We start from the raw sequence: 16610 nt of genomic DNA on the forward strand, positions 1-16610 counted from the left end.
GCAAATGGAGCAGACATATTATAAGCGGAAAATTTATTTAGAAGATAAGCCCCGAGCGGAAGCGAGAGAAGAAATTCTTGCGGCACAACAGCTGCCCTCTGAAACGGAATATATCTCAGCAACTGAAGCTTTGGGACGAGCAACGGCTGAGCCGATTTTTGCACGGGTTTCGATGCCGCATTATCATGCTTCAGCGATGGATGGCATTGCTGTAGTGGCAGAAAGTACCTATCAAGCACATGAGCAAAATCCACTGCAGTTAAAAAAAGGCAGTCAATTTTGCTATGTAGATACAGGCAATGCAATTCCATCCCCATTTAATGCCGTGATTATGATTGAACATGTAGATGTAATCGATGACGAAACGATTGAAATTATTGAGCCAGCCACACCTTGGCAGCATATCCGTCCGATTGGAGAAGATATCGTTCAGGAGGAAATGCTGTTTCCGCAAGGACATGTATTAAGACCAGCAGATTTGGGCGTGTTGCTTGCTGCACAGCAAACCGTCATTCCAATCGTAAAAAAACCAGTGGTGACAATTATTCCAACCGGGAATGAACTGGTTGAGGCAGATTCAGAGCTGACTTCTGGGAATATTATTGAATTCAATGGCACGGTTTTTGCTAATTTTATTAAAGAGTGGGGCGGAGAGCCAAAGCTCCATTCCATTGTAAAGGACGAGCCGGAAAAAATTAAAGAAGCCCTTTTGGCGGCATCTGAAACCTCTGATATTATTGTCATCAATGCTGGTTCTTCGGCAGGGCGGAAGGACTTCACGGTGCACATTATTGGAGAAATTGGCACCGTCTTTACCCATGGGGTCGCCGCAAGGCCTGGAAAGCCTGTTATTTTAGGGAAAATAAATGGGAAAATCGTTGTAGGGGTTCCAGGATATCCGGTCTCCGCCTATTTGGCCTTGGAGTGGTTTGTCCGACCGCTTGTGTGTAAGTACTTAGGAATTCCTGAACCAAAAAGACAGACGGTAACGGTTAAGCTTGGCCGCCGCATTGTCTCATCGATGGGTGCAGAGGACTTTGTTCGAATGAATATCGGCTATGTGAATGGCCAATTTGTTGCTAATCCACTGACAAGGGCAGCAGGTGTAACGATGTCCTATGTCAGGGCAGATGGCCTCTTGATCGTACCGCCAAATATCATTGGCTATGAGCAAGGAGACTTCGCTGAGGTGGAACTGTTACGACCGCTGGAAGAAGTGAGAAACTCCATTGTGTTTAGCGGCAGCCACGATTTGACGATTGATCTATTATCATCACAATTGAAACGAGTGCATACGGATAGAAAAATTGTTTCATCGCATGTCGGCAGTATGGCTGGAATTATGGCGATTCGAAAAGGTGAGGCCCATGTAGCGGGCATTCATTTGCTTGACCCAAGTACAAAGCAATATAATGTTTCATATGTAAACAAAATTCTAGCGGGTCAAGACGTGGTTCTGTATCCATTTTTAAAAAGAAAGCAAGGCTGGATATTACCAAAAGGAAATCCACTTGAAATAGAAACCGTTGCTGATTTGGTTAGAGGTAAGGCGAATTTCGTCAACCGCCAAAAAGGAGCCGGTACAAGAATTCTATTTGATTTGCTGCTCTCAGTAGAGGGACTCTCCTCAGAGGACATCATTGGCTACGAGCGGGAAATGTTCTCCCATCTTGCTGTAGCGGCAGAGGTCAAGGGTGACCGTAATGGTGCCGGACTCGGAATCTACCCTGCTGCGAAAGCTATGGACCTAGATTTTATTCCTGTTGCCGATGAAGAATATGATTTAGTGATGACAAGAAGCTTTTATGAAAGTGACAACGGAAGACAGCTAGTTGAGCTGATCCAATCCCCTGCGTTCAAAGAACAAGTCGAAAAGATTGGCGGCTATCAAGTAGTGGAAAATGCAGAGCCCAAGCGCTTGTCAGAAGAGGTGAAATAAATGAAAATGTTCGAGATTTCAAAGGAACCGATTAATATCCAAGCAGTGATTGATAAAGTCGTTCAGCGCGAGGCGGGTGCGATTACGACCTTTATTGGTACCGTCCGTGAATTAACGAAGGGAAAGAAAACGTTGTTTCTCATTTATGAGGCGTATGAAGCCATGGCTGTGAAAAAGCTGGAGCAAATTGGTGCCGAGATTGAACAGCGGTGGGAAGGTTCGTGCGTCGCAATCACTCACCGTGTTGGTCGTTTAGATATTACCGATGTAGCGGTAGTGATTGCCGTTTCTACCCCGCACCGTGCAGATGCGTATGAAGCCAACCGTTATGCGATTGAACGAATTAAGGAAATTGTTCCCATCTGGAAGAAAGAGCACTGGGAAGATGGCGAAGAATGGATGGGCAATCAGCTTGAAACGGTCGCTTATCCAAGTGGCAAGCCTAAGGAGAGTGACTTGAATGAATAAGGTACTATTTTTTGCCCATTTACGAGATGCAGTCGGCGGTGAGGAGTTCCTTTCGATCGATGCAAGCGGTAAAACCGTTGCTGAGTTAAAGGCTGATTTAGCTGCCAACTATAACTTGCCTAAAATGGATACGGTGATGACAGCGATCAATGAAGAGTTTGCTTCCAATGATGAGGTTATCTCTGATGGTGATATCATTGCGTTCATTCCTCCGGTTAGCGGGGGCTGATTTAGTATGGATGAAAGGTATTCACGGCAAGTTCTCTTTCCAGGGATTGGTAAAGAAGGGCAAGAGAAGATTAGGAGAAAACATGTACTGATTATCGGTGCCGGAGCGTTAGGGTCGGGAAGTGCAGAGGTTTTGGTCCGGTCTGGTGTGGGCAAGCTGACGATTATTGATCGCGATTATGTCGAAGCGAGTAATTTGCAACGGCAGCAGCTTTATACGGAGGAAGATGTCGCTGAAAAGCTACCGAAGGCTGCAGCTGCAGATAAGCGTCTGCGTGCCATCAATTCCGATGTAGAGATTCGGGCAATCATCGGTGATGCGACTCCTGAATTGCTGGAGGAATTGGTAGTCAGCGTGGATTTGATGATGGATGCAACTGATAATTTTGAGACACGTATGGCGATGAATGATGTATCACAAAAATACACGATTCCGTGGATCTACGGTGCTTGTGTCGGCAGCTATGGGATGAGTTTTTCCATTATTCCAGGGAAGACACCGTGTCTTAACTGCCTGTTACGATCGATTCCGCTACAAGGGCTGACCTGTGATACAGGTGGGATTATTTCTCCGGCTGTCCAGATGGTTATTGCGCATCAAACCGCGGAAGCGCTAAAGATTCTGGTTGAAGATTATGATGCGGTCCGCACATCGTTCGTCAGTTTTGATTTATGGAGAAATGAATATACGAGTTTAAAGATGTCGAAGGCGAAGTTTGCTGGTTGCTTATCATGCGGCGAGGAGCGAACGTATCCGTATCTTGATTATGAGAATATGACGAAAACGACGGTGCTGTGCGGCCGCGATACCGTGCAAATCCGACCTGCGGCTGCTAGTGAAATTTCCTTGGAACGGCTTGCCGGGCAGCTTAGCTCACTAGGTTATGTAGTGAAAGGCAACCCCTATCTGCTGTCTGTGGAAATGGGCGAAGAACGGATGGTTATTTTTCAAGATGGCCGCGCTTTGGTCCATGGAACCAAAGATTTAACACACGCAAAATCCATCTATCAACGAATATTAGGATAACCCGTACCAGTTCATGGTGCGGGATTTTTGCGATATTCGACTTGTTTCACGTGGAACATGTCGAACGGTGGATGGGTCAATTTTTCGTAAAATAGTTGAATATCAGGTAGAATAGAAACGAGACTGAAAATAGAGGTGTCACAAATGAACATATCCATCCAAAAGCTCTTAACTAAAATAGAAGAAGAATTAAAACAAGCAAAAACAGCTCAAATGCAAGAAAGCTTGCGGGAAAAGGTGTACTCTATTAAAATATTATGCGAATTGATCCTAGATGATCAGCCAGCAGTACAAGGTGAAAGACCGTTGAACGCTCCTGCGGCCGCGAAGCCAGTACAAACACAACCTGCCTATCAACAGCCAGTGGCCGCACAACCAGTTTTTCAACAGCCGATCATGAATCAACCCATCTTTCAACAACCGGCACCCGTCCAACAGGGAAAAAAACTAGAAATGGACAACGAAGCAAACGGAGATTCATTATTTGATTTTTAAAATGGGAGGAAATACAAGATGAAAGCTTTTATCGTAATAGGGGCGATTAATGCCTTTTTAGCAGTAGCACTTGGTGCCTTTGGAGCACATGGATTAAAGGACAAGCTAGATGCACATTATCTAGAGATTTGGAAAACAGGCGTGACCTACCAAATGTTTCACGCAACCGGCATATTAATTATTGGTCTACTTCTCGGAAAAGTAGCAGCAAGCTCACAATTTGCCTGGTCCGGATGGTTAATGTTAGCCGGAATCATCCTATTTAGCGGCAGCTTGTACGCATTAAGCTTAACAAAAGTAGGCGTATTAGGAGCCATCACACCAATTGGCGGAGTATGCTTCTTAGCGGCATGGATCCTGATGATTGTAGGAGCAGTTAAACATTTTTAAGTAAAGCAAGAGGCATTGGGCTGAAGACCCAATGCCTTTTTACATGAAATATATTATCTTGGTGGGTAAGTACCTAAGCCTGGTGATGCACCATATGGATATTCATATTCAATTTCTTCAGCAAACGTAATGTAATCGACCGCTACCATCGGAATAAGGAAACGAGTACCGGCTTGCGGATCACTTAAAATAACATGGTCCCTTCCTGCCGCCTCAATAATTCCTTTAAATTCTTTCGCGTTCCATTGATTGTTACCCTCAAAGGTTGCAAAGACACTAACAAGTTTTCCTTTGTTCAAACGAAGAATATTTTCAATGTACGATTGCTCAATTGGAAGCATACCTTGCCCGCCACCTCCACCAGCGGGTGGCATTTGAGGCATTTGCGGCATTTGCCCCATTTGCTGCTGCATCTGTCCTGTTGATGGTGGTGGGAATTGTGGGAAGCCTTGCCCTCCACCCATAGGTTGTGCACGGTTTTGTCCAGCTACTCCAGTATAAGGCTGAAATCCTTGTGGATTGTTATATTGGTTCATCTTTTCCCCTCCTAATATAATTGAACGAATCGCCCAACAGTCTATTCATACTCCAAAGAAGCCCACATGGTTACAGTTGGGATGCTACTTTTTTCTCACCTCACCTTGATGAGACATACGGAGCTTTATTTGAGACTCGCTGTTTAAATAGTATGAAGGGGTTGGGGGAAATATGACTGGCTTTTGGTAGGAAAACAAAAAAGCTCTCAAGCCATGGCCTGAGAACTTTTTGTATTATACGTGAAGGAATGTGGATACGCGTTCTTCTTCGAGAAGGTTCCCAACGAAGAAGGCTCCAAACTCGCCGTAGCGAGCACTTACTTCATCAAAGCGCATTTCATAGACAAGCTTCTTGAACTGTAGAACATCTTCTGCGAACAGGGTAACGCCCCATTCGTAATCATCGAAGCCAACAGAACCCGTGATGATTTGCTTAACTTTCCCTGCATATGTACGACCAATCATTCCATGGCTGCGCATCATATTGCGGCGTTCTTCCATCGGAAGCATATACCAGTTGTCATTGCCTTGACGGCGCTTATCCATTGGATAGAAACAAACATGCTTCGTTCTTGGAAGCGTCGGGTAAAGGCGTGCCAAAATTTGTGGGTTCTGGTATGGATCTTCTCCTGCTGGTAGGTAGTTACTTAACTCCACAACCGAAACATAAGAATGAGCAGGAATCGTGAATTCTGCTAATTTTGTTTTGTTAAATTCTGTTTCAATCGCATTTAATTCTTCCATTGTTGGACGTAAAATCATCATCATAAAATCAGCCTTTTGACCAACAATTGTATATAAAGCATGACTGCCTTCTTTACGTTCCTGTGTTTGATTCCATTTTTCAACTAGACTTAGAAACTCATGGATAGCGGCTTGGCGCTCATCACTTGAAAGCATCTTCCACGTTGTCCAATCAACTGTACGGAAATCATGCAGGCAATACCATCCGTCAAGCGTTTGTGCTGCTTCACTCATTAAAATCACTCCTAAATAATGATTCTTCTTATTAACACTTTTAACTATAACATAGTTTGACCAAGTGAAGCCTCAATAAAACCTTAATTGAAGATAAGTGGATATTTTTATTAAAATGGGTACATAGTAAAAACGAGAGTGTAATTTTTTGAAAACAAAAACATTTCGATGAAACCGCTATCTGTGATGTACGTTGCTTGAAATTTTACTTTGGTAAAGTATGCTAATAGGGGTAGTTTTTTTAAAAGGGAGGATTTCATTGTGAGTGATTTATTTGAAGGATTAAAACAAAAAGTTTCCGGCCGTGATTTGCGTATTGTTTTTCCAGAAGGTTTAGACGAGCGAATTGTTAGAGCGACAGCCCGCTTAGCAGAGGAAAAATTAATCACACCGATTCTAGTAGGTAACATTGAACAAGTGCAGGCCAAAGCAAATGAGCTTGGCGTTTCTTTAGATGCTGCTGAAATTTATGATCCAGCAACTTATGCGGGCATGGATGAACTTGTTGCTGCGTTTGTTGAGCGCCGCAAAGGGAAAGCAACGGAAGAAGATGCCCGTAAGATTTTACTAGATGAAAACTATTTCGGCACGATGCTCGTATATACGAATAAAGCACACGGTCTTGTCAGTGGTGCGGCACATTCAACTGCAGATACAGTGCGTCCTGCCTTGCAAATTATTAAAACAAAAGAAGGCGTTAAGAAAACTTCTGGTGTGTTCATTATGGTTCGTGAGGACGAGAAGTATGTATTTGCGGATTGTGCGATCAATATTGCACCAGACAGCAACGATTTAGCAGAAATCGCGATTGAAAGCGCGAAAACGGCTGAAATGTTCGATATGGAACCACGTGTGGCCATGTTGAGTTTTTCAACAAAGGGTTCAGCGAAGTCTCCTGAAACAGAAAAAGTGATTGAAGCAGTGGAAGAAGCAAAGCGGCGTGATGCTTCACTAGTATTGGACGGCGAGTTCCAATTTGATGCAGCTTTTGTTCCATCTGTGGCAAAAAGTAAGGCGCCAGGTTCTGTGCTGCAAGGGGATGCGAACGTGTTTATTTTCCCAAGCCTAGAAGCAGGTAACATCGGTTACAAGATTGCACAACGTTTAGGTGGATTCGAGGCAGTTGGCCCGATTTTACAAGGGTTAAATGCACCGGTTAACGACCTGTCTCGCGGCTGTAACGAAGAAGACGTGTACAAGCTTGCCTTAATTACGGCAGCACAAGGATTATAAGAAGTTGAGCTAGTCCCGGGTTGGGACTAGCTTTTTTAATCGAAGATGGTCATCCACCCTCTCTTTTTGATAAAATAACTCTATCTGACGGGTAAGGAGTTAGGCGAATGGAAGGTTTACTGCGCCAGCCGGAGTGGCGAATCATTGACCAGTCTGCAGTTGGCATTCATTTTCAAGCAACACAATCCTTTGGCACGGATGATACCTTGTGTGCTTCGGTTGGTACCGGAAATGCACCAGCCACAGCGCGGACCTGGGTTCATCACAATACCGTAGTGCTAGGAATACAGGATACGAAACTGCCATTCTTACAGGAAGGCATCGACTATTTAAAGCAAGAGGGCTATCAGTCTATTGTTAGGAACTCTGGTGGCTTGGCGGTCGTTTTGGATGAAGGTGTCCTCAATATCTCGTTGATTTTTCCAGAGGCGGAAAAGGGAATTGATATAAACCGTGGCTATGATGCGATGTGGGACCTAATTCAGCGCATGTTTGCTGATTTTCCGCACAGAATAGAGGCGAAGGAAATTGTTGGGTCGTATTGTCCTGGAAGCTATGACCTTAGCATTGGCGGGAAAAAATTTGCTGGTATCTCCCAGCGACGGCTGAAAAAAGGCGTTGCTGTTCAAATTTATCTTTGCGTCAATGGCAGCGGTAAGGCAAGGGCAGAGTTGGTGAAGCAATTTTACCAGCAGGCAAAAAAAGAGGAACCAACCAAATTTGAATACCCTCAAATTGTGCCAGAAGTTATGGCTTCTCTTTCAGAATTACTTGGCACCCACTTCACGATTGGGGATGTCATGCTGCGTCTATTAAACCAGTTAAAAAGCAACAGTGATTATTTAGTTGCCGGACAACTAAACGAATATGAATTCTCATTATTTCCTGGATATTATCAAAGAGTTATCGAGCGGAATGAAAAGATAGCGGAAAGGTAAAAAGAGGCTGGCTCATCGAATGAGTCAACCTCTTTTCTGTATGGGATGCTGCGCGTGTTCTCTTCTCCCAAAATTCTCTTTACTCTGCCACTTTTTCTAGGTTCCCGTTACGGTCCATTTTAAATTTTGTAGCAGGTCTTTCTTCTTCTTCGAATAAAACGAGCTTGCGGGCACGGTTCATGATCTTCATTAAGGTCTCGTAATCTTCTTGAATGGTCTCCGTATTTTGCTCGAGTCCGGCAATCTTATTGGATAACTCTTCATTTTGCTTCCTTAATTCGGCAATCTCTCGCTTCAATCTTTCATTCTCACTTTTTAATGCTTCATTTTGCAGATTGGCATGATGAAAGTTTTGTAAGTAAGAAATGATGGAATCAAGCGTTAGTCCTCCAGAAGGTGCAGGTGCTGTTGCTGGCTTATAGCTTGGTGCTGCTGGCTTTACATAGGTTTCAGTGGCCATTTCTGCTGTCATATCTGGCATTTCAACCGTTGTTTCCACTGGCATTTCCACGGAAAGCGGTAAGGTATCTAATTCTTGTGAACCAGTAATTGGTGGATTATAAAGAAGCTTTTTCTTGCCACCTTGTTCTTTTCCTAGCACTCTTTGTCTTTGTTTACGCTGTTTTTTTGCTAATTGCAATGCTTTTTCATACGTGTGACGAACCACTGCGTTCCATCTGAAGCCACAGGCAGCAGAAGTCCTGTTCAGCTTGTCACCCACCTCTTCAAAGGCATTTAGCTGTGTACTTCCTTCTCTTACATGGCGAAGGACAGTCTCAGCTAATAATAGATCATTTTCATCTGTCCATGCATCTTGACGTACTTTCATATTTTTCAACTCCCTAAAATAATTTCCTTTACAGTGCAGTCTTGTTTCTGACTAATTTTTTAAAGTTCTAGTCTTATGATGGACAAGTTTTTCAGGGTTTATACCAAAATGATTAAAAGGATACTAGATTTTTTAAATGAAAGATTTAGTCTTGGTGATGGGGATTGCTAAAGATTGCAACTTGCATTCAAAAACAAGAAAATGTAAAATACCAATGGAGTAAATATGGATATACTAAACAATAGATAAATGATTGATTGAAGAAAGGGTTGTACCAAATGTCCAATGAATTTCGCGTTTGCGATGATTGTCAGGCCGTGAATTTAAAGACATTGATCCCTCGTTTGAAAGATTGCGATCCGAATGCCGAAGTCAAAATTGGCTGCCAGTCTTACTGTGGACCTGGCCGGAAAAAGACCTTTGCCTTCGTTAATAACCGCCCGGTTGCCGCATTAACGGAAGAGGAATTAATGGAGAAAATAAATAAAAAGATAAAATAATCACCTTAAGCCAACTGATTAAGGTGATTTTCTTTTTTTTATTAGAGTAGTGGAAACTGATTTTGTCGAAAACTACTGCAGAATTTTGCCGATTTTTAGGATATAATAGGAAAAAGAAAAGCGGAAGCGACTTGGTCAGCCCCGACAGGCAAATGTTCTTCGGCGAGAAAAGTCCGCCTTTTGACTTTTATTGCCGAAGGTTATTTGACCCGAGGGGCTAGGCGCTGGAGCTAGACAAAAGAAAGTCAACGAGGAAGAGGGAAGTCCATGCAATATTCGGCGGAAAAACTGAGTGAAGAAAAAGTGTTTAAAGACCCCGTCCACCGCTACGTCCACGTGCGTGATTTGGCAATTTGGGACTTGATTGGAACAAAAGAGTTTCAGCGCTTACGGCGAATTAAACAGCTTGGAACGACCTTTTTAACCTTTCATGGTGCAGAGCACAGCAGATTCAACCATTCGCTGGGAGTATACGAAATCGTCCGCCGGATTATCGACGATGTGTTTGTTGGAAGGCCGGAATGGAACGATGACGATCGACTTCTCACCCTGTGTGCGGCCCTTCTCCATGACCTGGGGCACGGACCGTTTTCCCACTCCTTTGAAAAAGTCTTTGGTTTCGACCACGAAGATTTTACCCGCGCTATTATTTTAGGTGATACAGAAGTCAATCGTGTGCTCTTGAAGGTGGGACCGGATTTTCCTACTCAAGTAGCTGAAGTGATTGAAAAAACATCCGAGAAAAAGCTTGTTGTGAGTCTGATTTCTAGCCAAATTGATGCTGACCGCATGGATTATTTGCAACGGGATGCGTATTTTACCGGTGTCAGCTATGGGCAATTTGATATGGAACGGATTCTACGCGTGATGCGGCCTAGAGAAGACCAGGTTGTGATTAAAAAGAGCGGTATGCACGCGGTCGAAGATTATATTATGAGCCGCTACCAGATGTATTGGCAGGTTTATTTTCATCCTGTAAGCCGCAGTGCGGAGGTTATTTTGACAAAAATCCTCCATCGTGCGAAGCAGTTATTTGAAGAAAACTATTCTTTCAAATATGAACCTTTTCACTTTACGTCCTTCTTTCATGAAAAAGCGACATTAGAAGACTATTTAAAATTAGATGAGTCTGTTATTATGTATTATTTTCAAATTTGGCAGGAAGAGGCCGACCCAATATTGAGCGACCTTTGCCTTCGTTTTGTGAATCGTAATCTATTCAAATATGCAGAATTTGACCCTGCGAAGGAATACAAGAAGCTTGCTGAGTTAACTTCCTTATTTCAAAAGGCAGGAATGGACCCTGAATATTATTTAGTGGTCGATTCATCTTCTGACCTACCGTATGATTTTTATCGCCCGGGTGAGGAAGAGGAACGGCTGCCGATTCATTTGTTAATGAAAAACGGAGATTTACGGGAGCTTTCCCGAGAGTCAGAGATTGTGGATGCCATTTCGGGAAAAAGAAGAACTGATCATAAGCTTTATTATCCAGCTGATTTTCTTGAGAGTGATTCCGGCTGTAAGGAGAGTAAAGCGAAAATCCGTGCTCTTTTGGAAAGTTGATAGACAGATGGCCCTTTGAGGCATGAATGGTAGATAATAAGAGACCTGTTTAGATGGAGTAGGAGATGACGAATGTTGTTAAAAGATCATGCGAAGCTGATGCAGGCAATTTTAGTTTCCGGCGAAATTACGGGGAGAAAAAAGCTGCAAAAGATGATATATATTGCAAAAAAGGTTGATTTTCCATTTCAAGAGCGGTTTCAGTTCCATTTTTACGGCCCATACTCTGAGGAATTGACCACAAGAGTAGAAGAGCTTTGTAATATGGGTTTCCTGAATGAAGTGAAAGAGAAAAAGGGCGGCTACTTTCAATACCGCTACACACTGACGGATGCTGGGAAAGAGTTCTTGAGCATGAATAATGTGGACATGCCCTGCCTGCAGGATTGCCTCGTGGATATGAATGAGCAGAATGCTAGATTCCTTGAGCTTGTGTCTACGGTTTTATATTTTGATAATCTTCCAAAGGAAGAGGTTGCGAATAAGGTATTTACGTTGAAAAGCAGCCAGCGCTATACGGAAGCAGAAATTGATGAGGCTTACCAGTATATTGAAAGCTTGAAGGCGAAAGTACAGTAAAAAAAGTGGAAGCGCAAGAGCGCTTCCACTTTTTCTTATTTGTCACTAGCGCGGACTCCGGCGACGCCGTAGTGGTTCTTGCTCATTTCCTCAATGAAAACGGTGATGTTTTCTTTTGGAGCGCCTGTTGTTTCGCTGACAGCGTCAGTTACTTTAGCCACTAAGGCTCTTTTTTGGTCTTCAGTACGTCCTTCTAACATTTTGACTGTAACGTATGGCATGATCATTTCCTCCTTGTAAACGTAACTAGTTTTAAGTTTCCCTCATTCTGCAAAAAAGTGCAATAATAGTCGGCATTTTTGATTTTCTTTTTCCAAGCGATTTCATGTATACTTAAAGGAATATAATAGAAGAAAGAGAAAACGGAGGCATGCCTTCCGTTCAGTAAGGAAGGAGAAACCACTTGGAAAGTTTGGAACATTTTCTTGCCTATCCACTAAAAGAGATTCCCTATGTTGTCATTACGCTTATGTTTGCGTTCACCTTTCATGAATTTGCACATGCCTATGTAGCCTATAAATTCGGTGATATGACAGCTAAAAAACAAGGGCGCTTGACGCTTAATCCAATCCAGCACCTTGACCCATTTGGAACAATCTTGATTCTGATCGCCGGCTTCGGCTGGGCTCGTCCTGTCCCGGTAAATCGGTTCTATTTTAAAAAACCGCGACTGGCTGGCGTTCTTGTTTCTGTTGCAGGGCCTTTAAGCAATCTAGTCTTAGCTTCGATTGGCTTTATCGTTTGGTATGCATTAAACCGTTTTGGTTCTATACCATCTGATAATTTTATTGATTTCCTCAATATATTTATTAATCTAAACGTCGTATTATTTATCTTTAATCTACTCCCACTTCCGCCTCTTGATGGCTATCGGATCGTGGAGGATTTAGCACCGAATCATATTCGTGCTAAAATGACCCAGTATGAACAGTATGGAGTATTAATCTTTTTAATATTAGTCATTACACCACTGGACCAATTTACAATTCAGCCGATCTTTGGTGTCGTCATCCCGTGGGTATTAGAGGGATTAAGTAATCTCTTTTATAGTATGTTTTTTTAGGAGGTTTACGTTCTATGGATGAAAAAAAGAAGAAGCTAGGTTTTAACATAATAAAGAAAAGCGATCCAATGGATAACCATAAAGGGTTTGGAAAAGGAGTGTTGAGCCTTGATAATGTGTCGCCTGTCTTCATTGATATCGATGCGGGAGAAGCGGTAATCGATGTAGGTGCGATGCATGCCCGCAGTGTGGTGGAGAAGGGAATCAAATTTTTACCGAATAAAGAAGAGGTTCCAAATGGTAAGCCGTATTGGCTGGTGTGGGTGACGATTGACCGCCATGAAGAGGGACCTTATTATGCCGGTGTGACAGCTTGCTACATGACGGTTGACCGCGAAATCCGCCGTGGCTATAAATCGCTTCCAGAGCATGTTAACCGCATGGATAAGTCGCTTAAACGCCATATTATCGTTGCTGATATGGATGACAAGTCAAAGCAAGTGCTAGCGGACTTTTTGAAAAATCATAATGAAGTATTGTGGAATAATTCTACAGACGAATTGAAACAAGGGTTAAATGCTCAGTAAAAAATGCAGTAAGATAATTTTTGGTAGTTTTTTTAAACAATAGATAGTATGATAAACAATGTGTGAATACACGTAAAACTAGGACAAGAAAAGCTCCGGAGCACTCCGGAGCTTTTCTAATTCCAAGGCATAATCTTTTTATACCAAGGGACCTTCTTATTGTCCTTCTTTTTCGGGGAATCAGGATTTTTAATATGTTCGGTGCAATAGTCAGTTGGCTCCGTACCGGCAACAAAATAAGTGAAACGGCGGACTGGACAATCCTTTGTTGCCAGCTTGCCGTTTTCCGGATTCACGTATACACCGACAACTCCTTCTTTTGGCGGTTTAAACGCTTTGACCGGCTTTCCATCTAAAGCTTCCTCCATAAAGTTCGCCCATATTTTCTTGGCGTACGTCTTCTCTGCTACAAGCTCAAGCGGCTTCCCAATATCATACCCTGCCCACACAGCCGTCACGAGCTGCGGTGAAAAGCCAATCATCCAGCTATCTGTTTCGGTAGAACCGGATTTTCCTGCATAGGGACGGGTAATGTTTTTAATTACTGTACTTCCAGTGACCTTGGCATAGCCATTTAGTTTTGAATCAAAAATCCCCGTAAGCATTTGCGTCATGACATATGCTTTGGCTGGGTCTAATACTTTTTCAGTCTGATTTTCCTTTTCAAATATGACATTGCCATTATAGTCTTCTACTCTTGTAATAAAGGTTGGGTTTACACGTTTTCCACCGTTGGCAAACAGGCTGTAGGCATTAGCCATCTCGATTACCCGAACACCTGAGGTTCCTAGCGCAAGCGACGGGACCTCTGCCATTTTTGTAGACAAGCCGAAACGCTTGGCGGCCTTAATTAATGTATCTTCTCCTAAAAATAGATGAGTTTTTACAGCAAAAATATTATCAGATACGGCGAGCGCTTGAGCGAGTGTGATTTCTCCATCTGCATACTTATTGTTAAAGTTATGCGGGGTATAATCTGCCTGTCCGTCATCAAAATGGAAGGTTGTAAACTCACTTCTCATGGTCGAGGAAGGAGTAAATCCCTGCTCAAGGGCCGCATAATACAACAGAGGCTTGATGGTTGATCCTGGCTGACGAACCGCTTGAACTGCCCTGTTAAAAGGACTTTTCTCATAGTCCCGGCCCCCAATCATGGCCCTCACATATCCGTTTTTCGGGTCCATTGCGACTAAACCGACCTGTATTTCAGAGGTGCTAGCCACATATTGGCTGACTTGGCGTTCTGCTGCTTCCTGCTGGTGTAGGTTAAGGGTCGTATATACCTTTAAACCGCCGAGAGCAATCGTGCGGTCATCTAAATGTAATTGATTTTTCAATGCATTTTTGACCGCATCCTGAAAATAAGGAGCAACCTTCACCTTTTGAGTCGTATGAACGCCAACTAAAGTGAGCGGCTGTGCTGCTGCTGTTTTTGCAGTATTCTTCGAAATGTACTTGTTTTTAACCATGCTTTGTAAAATAATATGCTGCCGGTTTTTTGCTCGCTCCATTGACGCGAGCGGAGAATAGAGACCCGGACCCTTTGGAATGCCTGCTAGCATACTTGCTTCCGCCAAAGTTAAGTCCGCTGCCTTTTTTCCATAATAATATTGGCTTGCAGCTTCTACACCATAAGCACCGTTGCCATAGTAGATGGTATTTAGATAGCCTTCAAGAATATCCTTTTTCGAATAATTCATCTCGAGGCGAATGGTATAGAAGGCCTCATGCAGCTTTCGTTTCCATGTCTTGTCGTGTTCGAGGAATAGGTTCCTTGCATATTGCTGGGTGATCGTGCTTGCTCCCTGCACTTTTGCAAAGGCTTGAACGTCAGCAATCACCGCACCGGCTATTCGTTTAAAATCAAAGCCATGATGCTCGTAAAAATTTTTATCTTCAATTGAAACGGTCGCATTTACTAAGTCAGGTGAAATATCCTTCAACCGCACCCAGTACCGTTTTTGACCACTATTGCTTTCGCCAATCAAGGTTCCATCATCCGCGAAAAATAAGGTAGATTGCGGAACCGCGAGCGGAGGTGCGCCTAATATCTTTGCGTAGGCCAGAATGCTACCAAAGATAATAAGCATGCAAATCATGCCTATCAAACTGATGATAATAAAGGCACGCAAATATTTTATGGTCTTTCGAAACCCTTGATCAGTCATGATTTCCATAGAGTTCACCTCCGTTTTTTCTTTCAGGAAAAATTTAGATAGTAATAGTATTGAAAAAATAGAGTTTTTTTAAACACTTTTCGTATAAAAATGAAATTTTTCTTAAATTTTGCTAGACTTTTTCTTATGTTTGTAATTCAATAGTTTGGGTAGCATAAAAAAATAAGTGATTATCTTATAATCACATGACTGCATAAAAATGAGATGAACTGAAAGGAAGATGAAATATGTCAATCTGGTTTACAGAAAAGCAAACCGAAAATTTCGGTATCACAATGAAAGTAAATAAAACATTACATACAGAGCAAACGGAATTTCAAAAGTTAGATATGATCGAAACAGAAGAGTGGGGCAACATGCTTCTATTAGATGACATGGTTATGACTTCTGTTAAAGACGAATTTGTTTACCATGAAATGGTGGCACATGTGCCTTTATTCACACACCCAAACCCTGAAAACGTACTAGTTGTTGGCGGCGGCGACGGTGGCGTAATCCGTGAAGTGTTAAAGCACCCAAGCGTGAAGAAAGCAACGCTTGTTGATATTGACGGGAAAGTTATCGAGTATTCTAAGAAGTTCCTTCCTGAAATTGCTGGCAAGCTAGAAGACCCACGCGTAGATGTACGTGTAGACGACGGTTTCATGCACATTGCGAACAGTGAAAATGAGTATGATGTAATCATGGTTGACTCTACAGAACCAGTGGGTCCTGCAGTAAACCTATTTACTAAAGGATTCTATGCTGGGATTTCAAAGGCATTAAAAGAAGACGGAATCTTCGTAGCTCAATCAGATAACCCTTGGTTCAAAGCGGACTTAATTCGCAACGTACAACGCGATGTAAAGGAAATCTTCCCAATCACTCGCCTGTATGTAGCCAACATTCCTACGTACCCAAGCGGCTTATGGGCATTTACAATCGGTTCAAAGAAATACGATCCATTAGAAGTAAGCGAAGACCGCTTCCACGAAATCGAAACAAAATACTACACAAAAGAACTGCACAAAGCAGCATTCGTATTGCCTAAATTCGTTGGCGACTTAGTGAAATAATGTGGGACAAATAAGGGGGACAGTCCCCCGATGTGGTAACGCGTTAAATGGTCGGGGGACTGACCCCCGGCCTGGTGATGCG

19 protein-coding genes are annotated in these 16610 nt (G+C 42.8%); 14 read left to right on the plus strand and 5 right to left on the minus strand.

The window, feature by feature from the left end; genetic code table 11:
* The first annotated feature begins 4 nt into the window (after positions 1–4).
* From QFZ87_RS02860 to QFZ87_RS02885, 6 genes are all read left to right on the plus strand, one after another.
* Positions 5–1939: a molybdopterin biosynthesis protein gene (locus QFZ87_RS02860; RefSeq protein ID WP_309857431.1), complete on the plus strand. Its 1935-nt coding sequence runs from the start codon at positions 5–7 to the stop codon at positions 1937–1939.
* Positions 1940–2407 carry a molybdenum cofactor biosynthesis protein MoaE gene (locus QFZ87_RS02865; protein ID WP_309857433.1) on the plus strand — a complete coding sequence of 156 codons (468 nt, stop codon included), beginning with the start codon at positions 1940–1942 and terminating at the stop codon, positions 2405–2407. It abuts the gene before it with no gap.
* Complete coding sequence (moaD, locus tag QFZ87_RS02870) at positions 2400–2636, plus strand: molybdopterin converting factor subunit 1 (RefSeq protein ID WP_309857436.1); 237 nt, start codon at positions 2400–2402, stop codon at positions 2634–2636. The genes QFZ87_RS02865 and moaD overlap by 8 nt, the downstream gene beginning before the upstream one ends.
* Before the next feature lie 6 nt (positions 2637–2642).
* Complete coding sequence (locus QFZ87_RS02875) at positions 2643–3662, plus strand: thiazole biosynthesis adenylyltransferase ThiF (protein ID WP_309857440.1); 1020 nt, start codon at positions 2643–2645, stop codon at positions 3660–3662.
* A gap of 144 nt (positions 3663–3806) precedes the next feature.
* Positions 3807–4157, plus strand: a complete 351-nt coding sequence (locus QFZ87_RS02880) for a YwdI family protein (RefSeq protein WP_309857442.1) — start codon at positions 3807–3809, stop codon at positions 4155–4157.
* 18 nt (positions 4158–4175) lie between these two features.
* Positions 4176–4547 carry a DUF423 domain-containing protein gene (locus tag QFZ87_RS02885; protein ID WP_308081767.1) on the plus strand — a complete coding sequence of 124 codons (372 nt, stop codon included), beginning with the start codon at positions 4176–4178 and terminating at the stop codon, positions 4545–4547.
* 53 nt (positions 4548–4600) lie between these two features.
* Here the strand turns inward: QFZ87_RS02885 and gerQ are convergent, their stop codons facing one another.
* The gene (gerQ, locus tag QFZ87_RS02890) at positions 4601–5083 is read right to left on the minus strand and encodes a spore coat protein GerQ (protein ID WP_309857445.1); all 483 of its coding nucleotides are present in this window, start codon (positions 5081–5083) and stop codon (positions 4601–4603) included.
* Between the two features lie 234 nt (positions 5084–5317).
* Positions 5318–6061, minus strand: a complete 744-nt coding sequence (gene hemQ / locus QFZ87_RS02895; RefSeq protein WP_309857448.1) for a hydrogen peroxide-dependent heme synthase — start codon at positions 6059–6061, stop codon at positions 5318–5320.
* Positions 6062–6322: 261 nt separating this feature from the next.
* Between hemQ and pta the strand changes: the two genes are divergently transcribed.
* Together pta and lipL are read left to right on the plus strand one after the other, a co-directional pair.
* Positions 6323–7294 (plus strand): phosphate acetyltransferase, encoded by a 972-nt coding sequence (pta, locus tag QFZ87_RS02900; RefSeq protein WP_309857451.1) that lies wholly within the window; start codon positions 6323–6325, stop codon positions 7292–7294.
* 107 nt (positions 7295–7401) lie between these two features.
* A complete protein-coding gene (lipL, locus tag QFZ87_RS02905; protein WP_309857454.1) occupies positions 7402–8232 on the plus strand; it encodes an octanoyl-[GcvH]:protein N-octanoyltransferase in 831 nt (276 codons plus the stop codon).
* Positions 8233–8311: 79 nt separating this feature from the next.
* On the opposite strand, the gene QFZ87_RS02910 is transcribed toward lipL, so the two are convergent.
* A complete protein-coding gene (locus QFZ87_RS02910; protein ID WP_309857457.1) occupies positions 8312–9061 on the minus strand; it encodes an RsfA family transcriptional regulator in 750 nt (249 codons plus the stop codon).
* A gap of 278 nt (positions 9062–9339) precedes the next feature.
* Here QFZ87_RS02910 and QFZ87_RS02915 point away from each other — a divergent pair, with 278 nt between their 5' ends.
* The 3 genes from QFZ87_RS02915 to QFZ87_RS02925 all read left to right on the plus strand — a co-directional run bounded on the left by QFZ87_RS02915 (position 9340) and on the right by QFZ87_RS02925 (position 11706).
* Positions 9340–9561, plus strand: coding sequence for a YuzB family protein (locus QFZ87_RS02915; protein ID WP_307283366.1), 222 nt, complete (start codon positions 9340–9342; stop codon positions 9559–9561).
* Positions 9562–9828: 267 nt separating this feature from the next.
* The gene (locus tag QFZ87_RS02920) at positions 9829–11127 is read left to right on the plus strand and encodes an HD domain-containing protein (protein WP_309857461.1); all 1299 of its coding nucleotides are present in this window, start codon (positions 9829–9831) and stop codon (positions 11125–11127) included.
* Between the two features lie 75 nt (positions 11128–11202).
* A complete protein-coding gene (locus tag QFZ87_RS02925) occupies positions 11203–11706 on the plus strand; it encodes a YwgA family protein (RefSeq protein ID WP_309867604.1) in 504 nt (167 codons plus the stop codon).
* 35 nt (positions 11707–11741) lie between these two features.
* On the opposite strand, the gene QFZ87_RS02930 is transcribed toward QFZ87_RS02925, so the two are convergent.
* A complete protein-coding gene (locus QFZ87_RS02930) occupies positions 11742–11927 on the minus strand; it encodes a 2-hydroxymuconate tautomerase (protein ID WP_309857465.1) in 186 nt (61 codons plus the stop codon).
* A gap of 191 nt (positions 11928–12118) precedes the next feature.
* Between QFZ87_RS02930 and QFZ87_RS02935 the strand changes: the two genes are divergently transcribed.
* Together QFZ87_RS02935 and QFZ87_RS02940 are read left to right on the plus strand one after the other, a co-directional pair.
* On the plus strand, positions 12119–12769 hold the full coding sequence (locus tag QFZ87_RS02935; RefSeq protein ID WP_309867607.1) for a site-2 protease family protein: 651 nt from the start codon (positions 12119–12121) through the stop codon (positions 12767–12769).
* 14 nt (positions 12770–12783) lie between these two features.
* The gene (locus QFZ87_RS02940) at positions 12784–13296 is read left to right on the plus strand and encodes a YwhD family protein (protein WP_309857468.1); all 513 of its coding nucleotides are present in this window, start codon (positions 12784–12786) and stop codon (positions 13294–13296) included.
* A gap of 116 nt (positions 13297–13412) precedes the next feature.
* Here QFZ87_RS02940 and QFZ87_RS02945 read toward each other — a convergent pair whose 3' ends face one another.
* Positions 13413–15473, minus strand: coding sequence for a transglycosylase domain-containing protein (locus tag QFZ87_RS02945; RefSeq protein ID WP_309857471.1), 2061 nt, complete (start codon positions 15471–15473; stop codon positions 13413–13415).
* A gap of 227 nt (positions 15474–15700) precedes the next feature.
* On the opposite strand from QFZ87_RS02945, the gene speE reads away from it, so the two are divergent.
* The gene (gene speE, locus QFZ87_RS02950; RefSeq protein ID WP_308081777.1) at positions 15701–16528 is read left to right on the plus strand and encodes a spermidine synthase; all 828 of its coding nucleotides are present in this window, start codon (positions 15701–15703) and stop codon (positions 16526–16528) included.
* Positions 16529–16610: the final 82 nt, after the last annotated feature.

The organism is Bacillus sp. SLBN-46 (assembly GCF_031453555.1).
Classification (GTDB): Bacteria; Bacillota; Bacilli; order Bacillales; family Cytobacillaceae; genus Neobacillus.

Coding starts and splice junctions, on each gene's coding strand:
- QFZ87_RS02860 (WP_309857431.1), top strand. CDS start 5: ATGGAGCAGACATATTATAAGCGGAAAATTTATTTAGAAGATAAGCCC.
- QFZ87_RS02865 (WP_309857433.1), top strand. CDS start 1,940: ATGAAAATGTTCGAGATTTCAAAGGAACCGATTAATATCCAAGCAGTG.
- moaD (WP_309857436.1), top strand. CDS start 2,400: ATGAATAAGGTACTATTTTTTGCCCATTTACGAGATGCAGTCGGCGGT.
- QFZ87_RS02875 (WP_309857440.1), top strand. CDS start 2,643: ATGGATGAAAGGTATTCACGGCAAGTTCTCTTTCCAGGGATTGGTAAA.
- QFZ87_RS02880 (WP_309857442.1), top strand. CDS start 3,807: ATGAACATATCCATCCAAAAGCTCTTAACTAAAATAGAAGAAGAATTA.
- QFZ87_RS02885 (WP_308081767.1), top strand. CDS start 4,176: ATGAAAGCTTTTATCGTAATAGGGGCGATTAATGCCTTTTTAGCAGTA.
- gerQ (WP_309857445.1), bottom strand. CDS start 5,083: ATGAACCAATATAACAATCCACAAGGATTTCAGCCTTATACTGGAGTA.
- hemQ (WP_309857448.1), bottom strand. CDS start 6,061: ATGAGTGAAGCAGCACAAACGCTTGACGGATGGTATTGCCTGCATGAT.
- lipL (WP_309857454.1), top strand. CDS start 7,402: ATGGAAGGTTTACTGCGCCAGCCGGAGTGGCGAATCATTGACCAGTCT.
- QFZ87_RS02910 (WP_309857457.1), bottom strand. CDS start 9,061: ATGAAAGTACGTCAAGATGCATGGACAGATGAAAATGATCTATTATTA.
- QFZ87_RS02915 (WP_307283366.1), top strand. CDS start 9,340: ATGTCCAATGAATTTCGCGTTTGCGATGATTGTCAGGCCGTGAATTTA.
- QFZ87_RS02920 (WP_309857461.1), top strand. CDS start 9,829: ATGCAATATTCGGCGGAAAAACTGAGTGAAGAAAAAGTGTTTAAAGAC.
- QFZ87_RS02930 (WP_309857465.1), bottom strand. CDS start 11,927: ATGCCATACGTTACAGTCAAAATGTTAGAAGGACGTACTGAAGACCAA.
- QFZ87_RS02940 (WP_309857468.1), top strand. CDS start 12,784: ATGGATGAAAAAAAGAAGAAGCTAGGTTTTAACATAATAAAGAAAAGC.
- QFZ87_RS02945 (WP_309857471.1), bottom strand. CDS start 15,473: ATGGAAATCATGACTGATCAAGGGTTTCGAAAGACCATAAAATATTTG.
- speE (WP_308081777.1), top strand. CDS start 15,701: ATGTCAATCTGGTTTACAGAAAAGCAAACCGAAAATTTCGGTATCACA.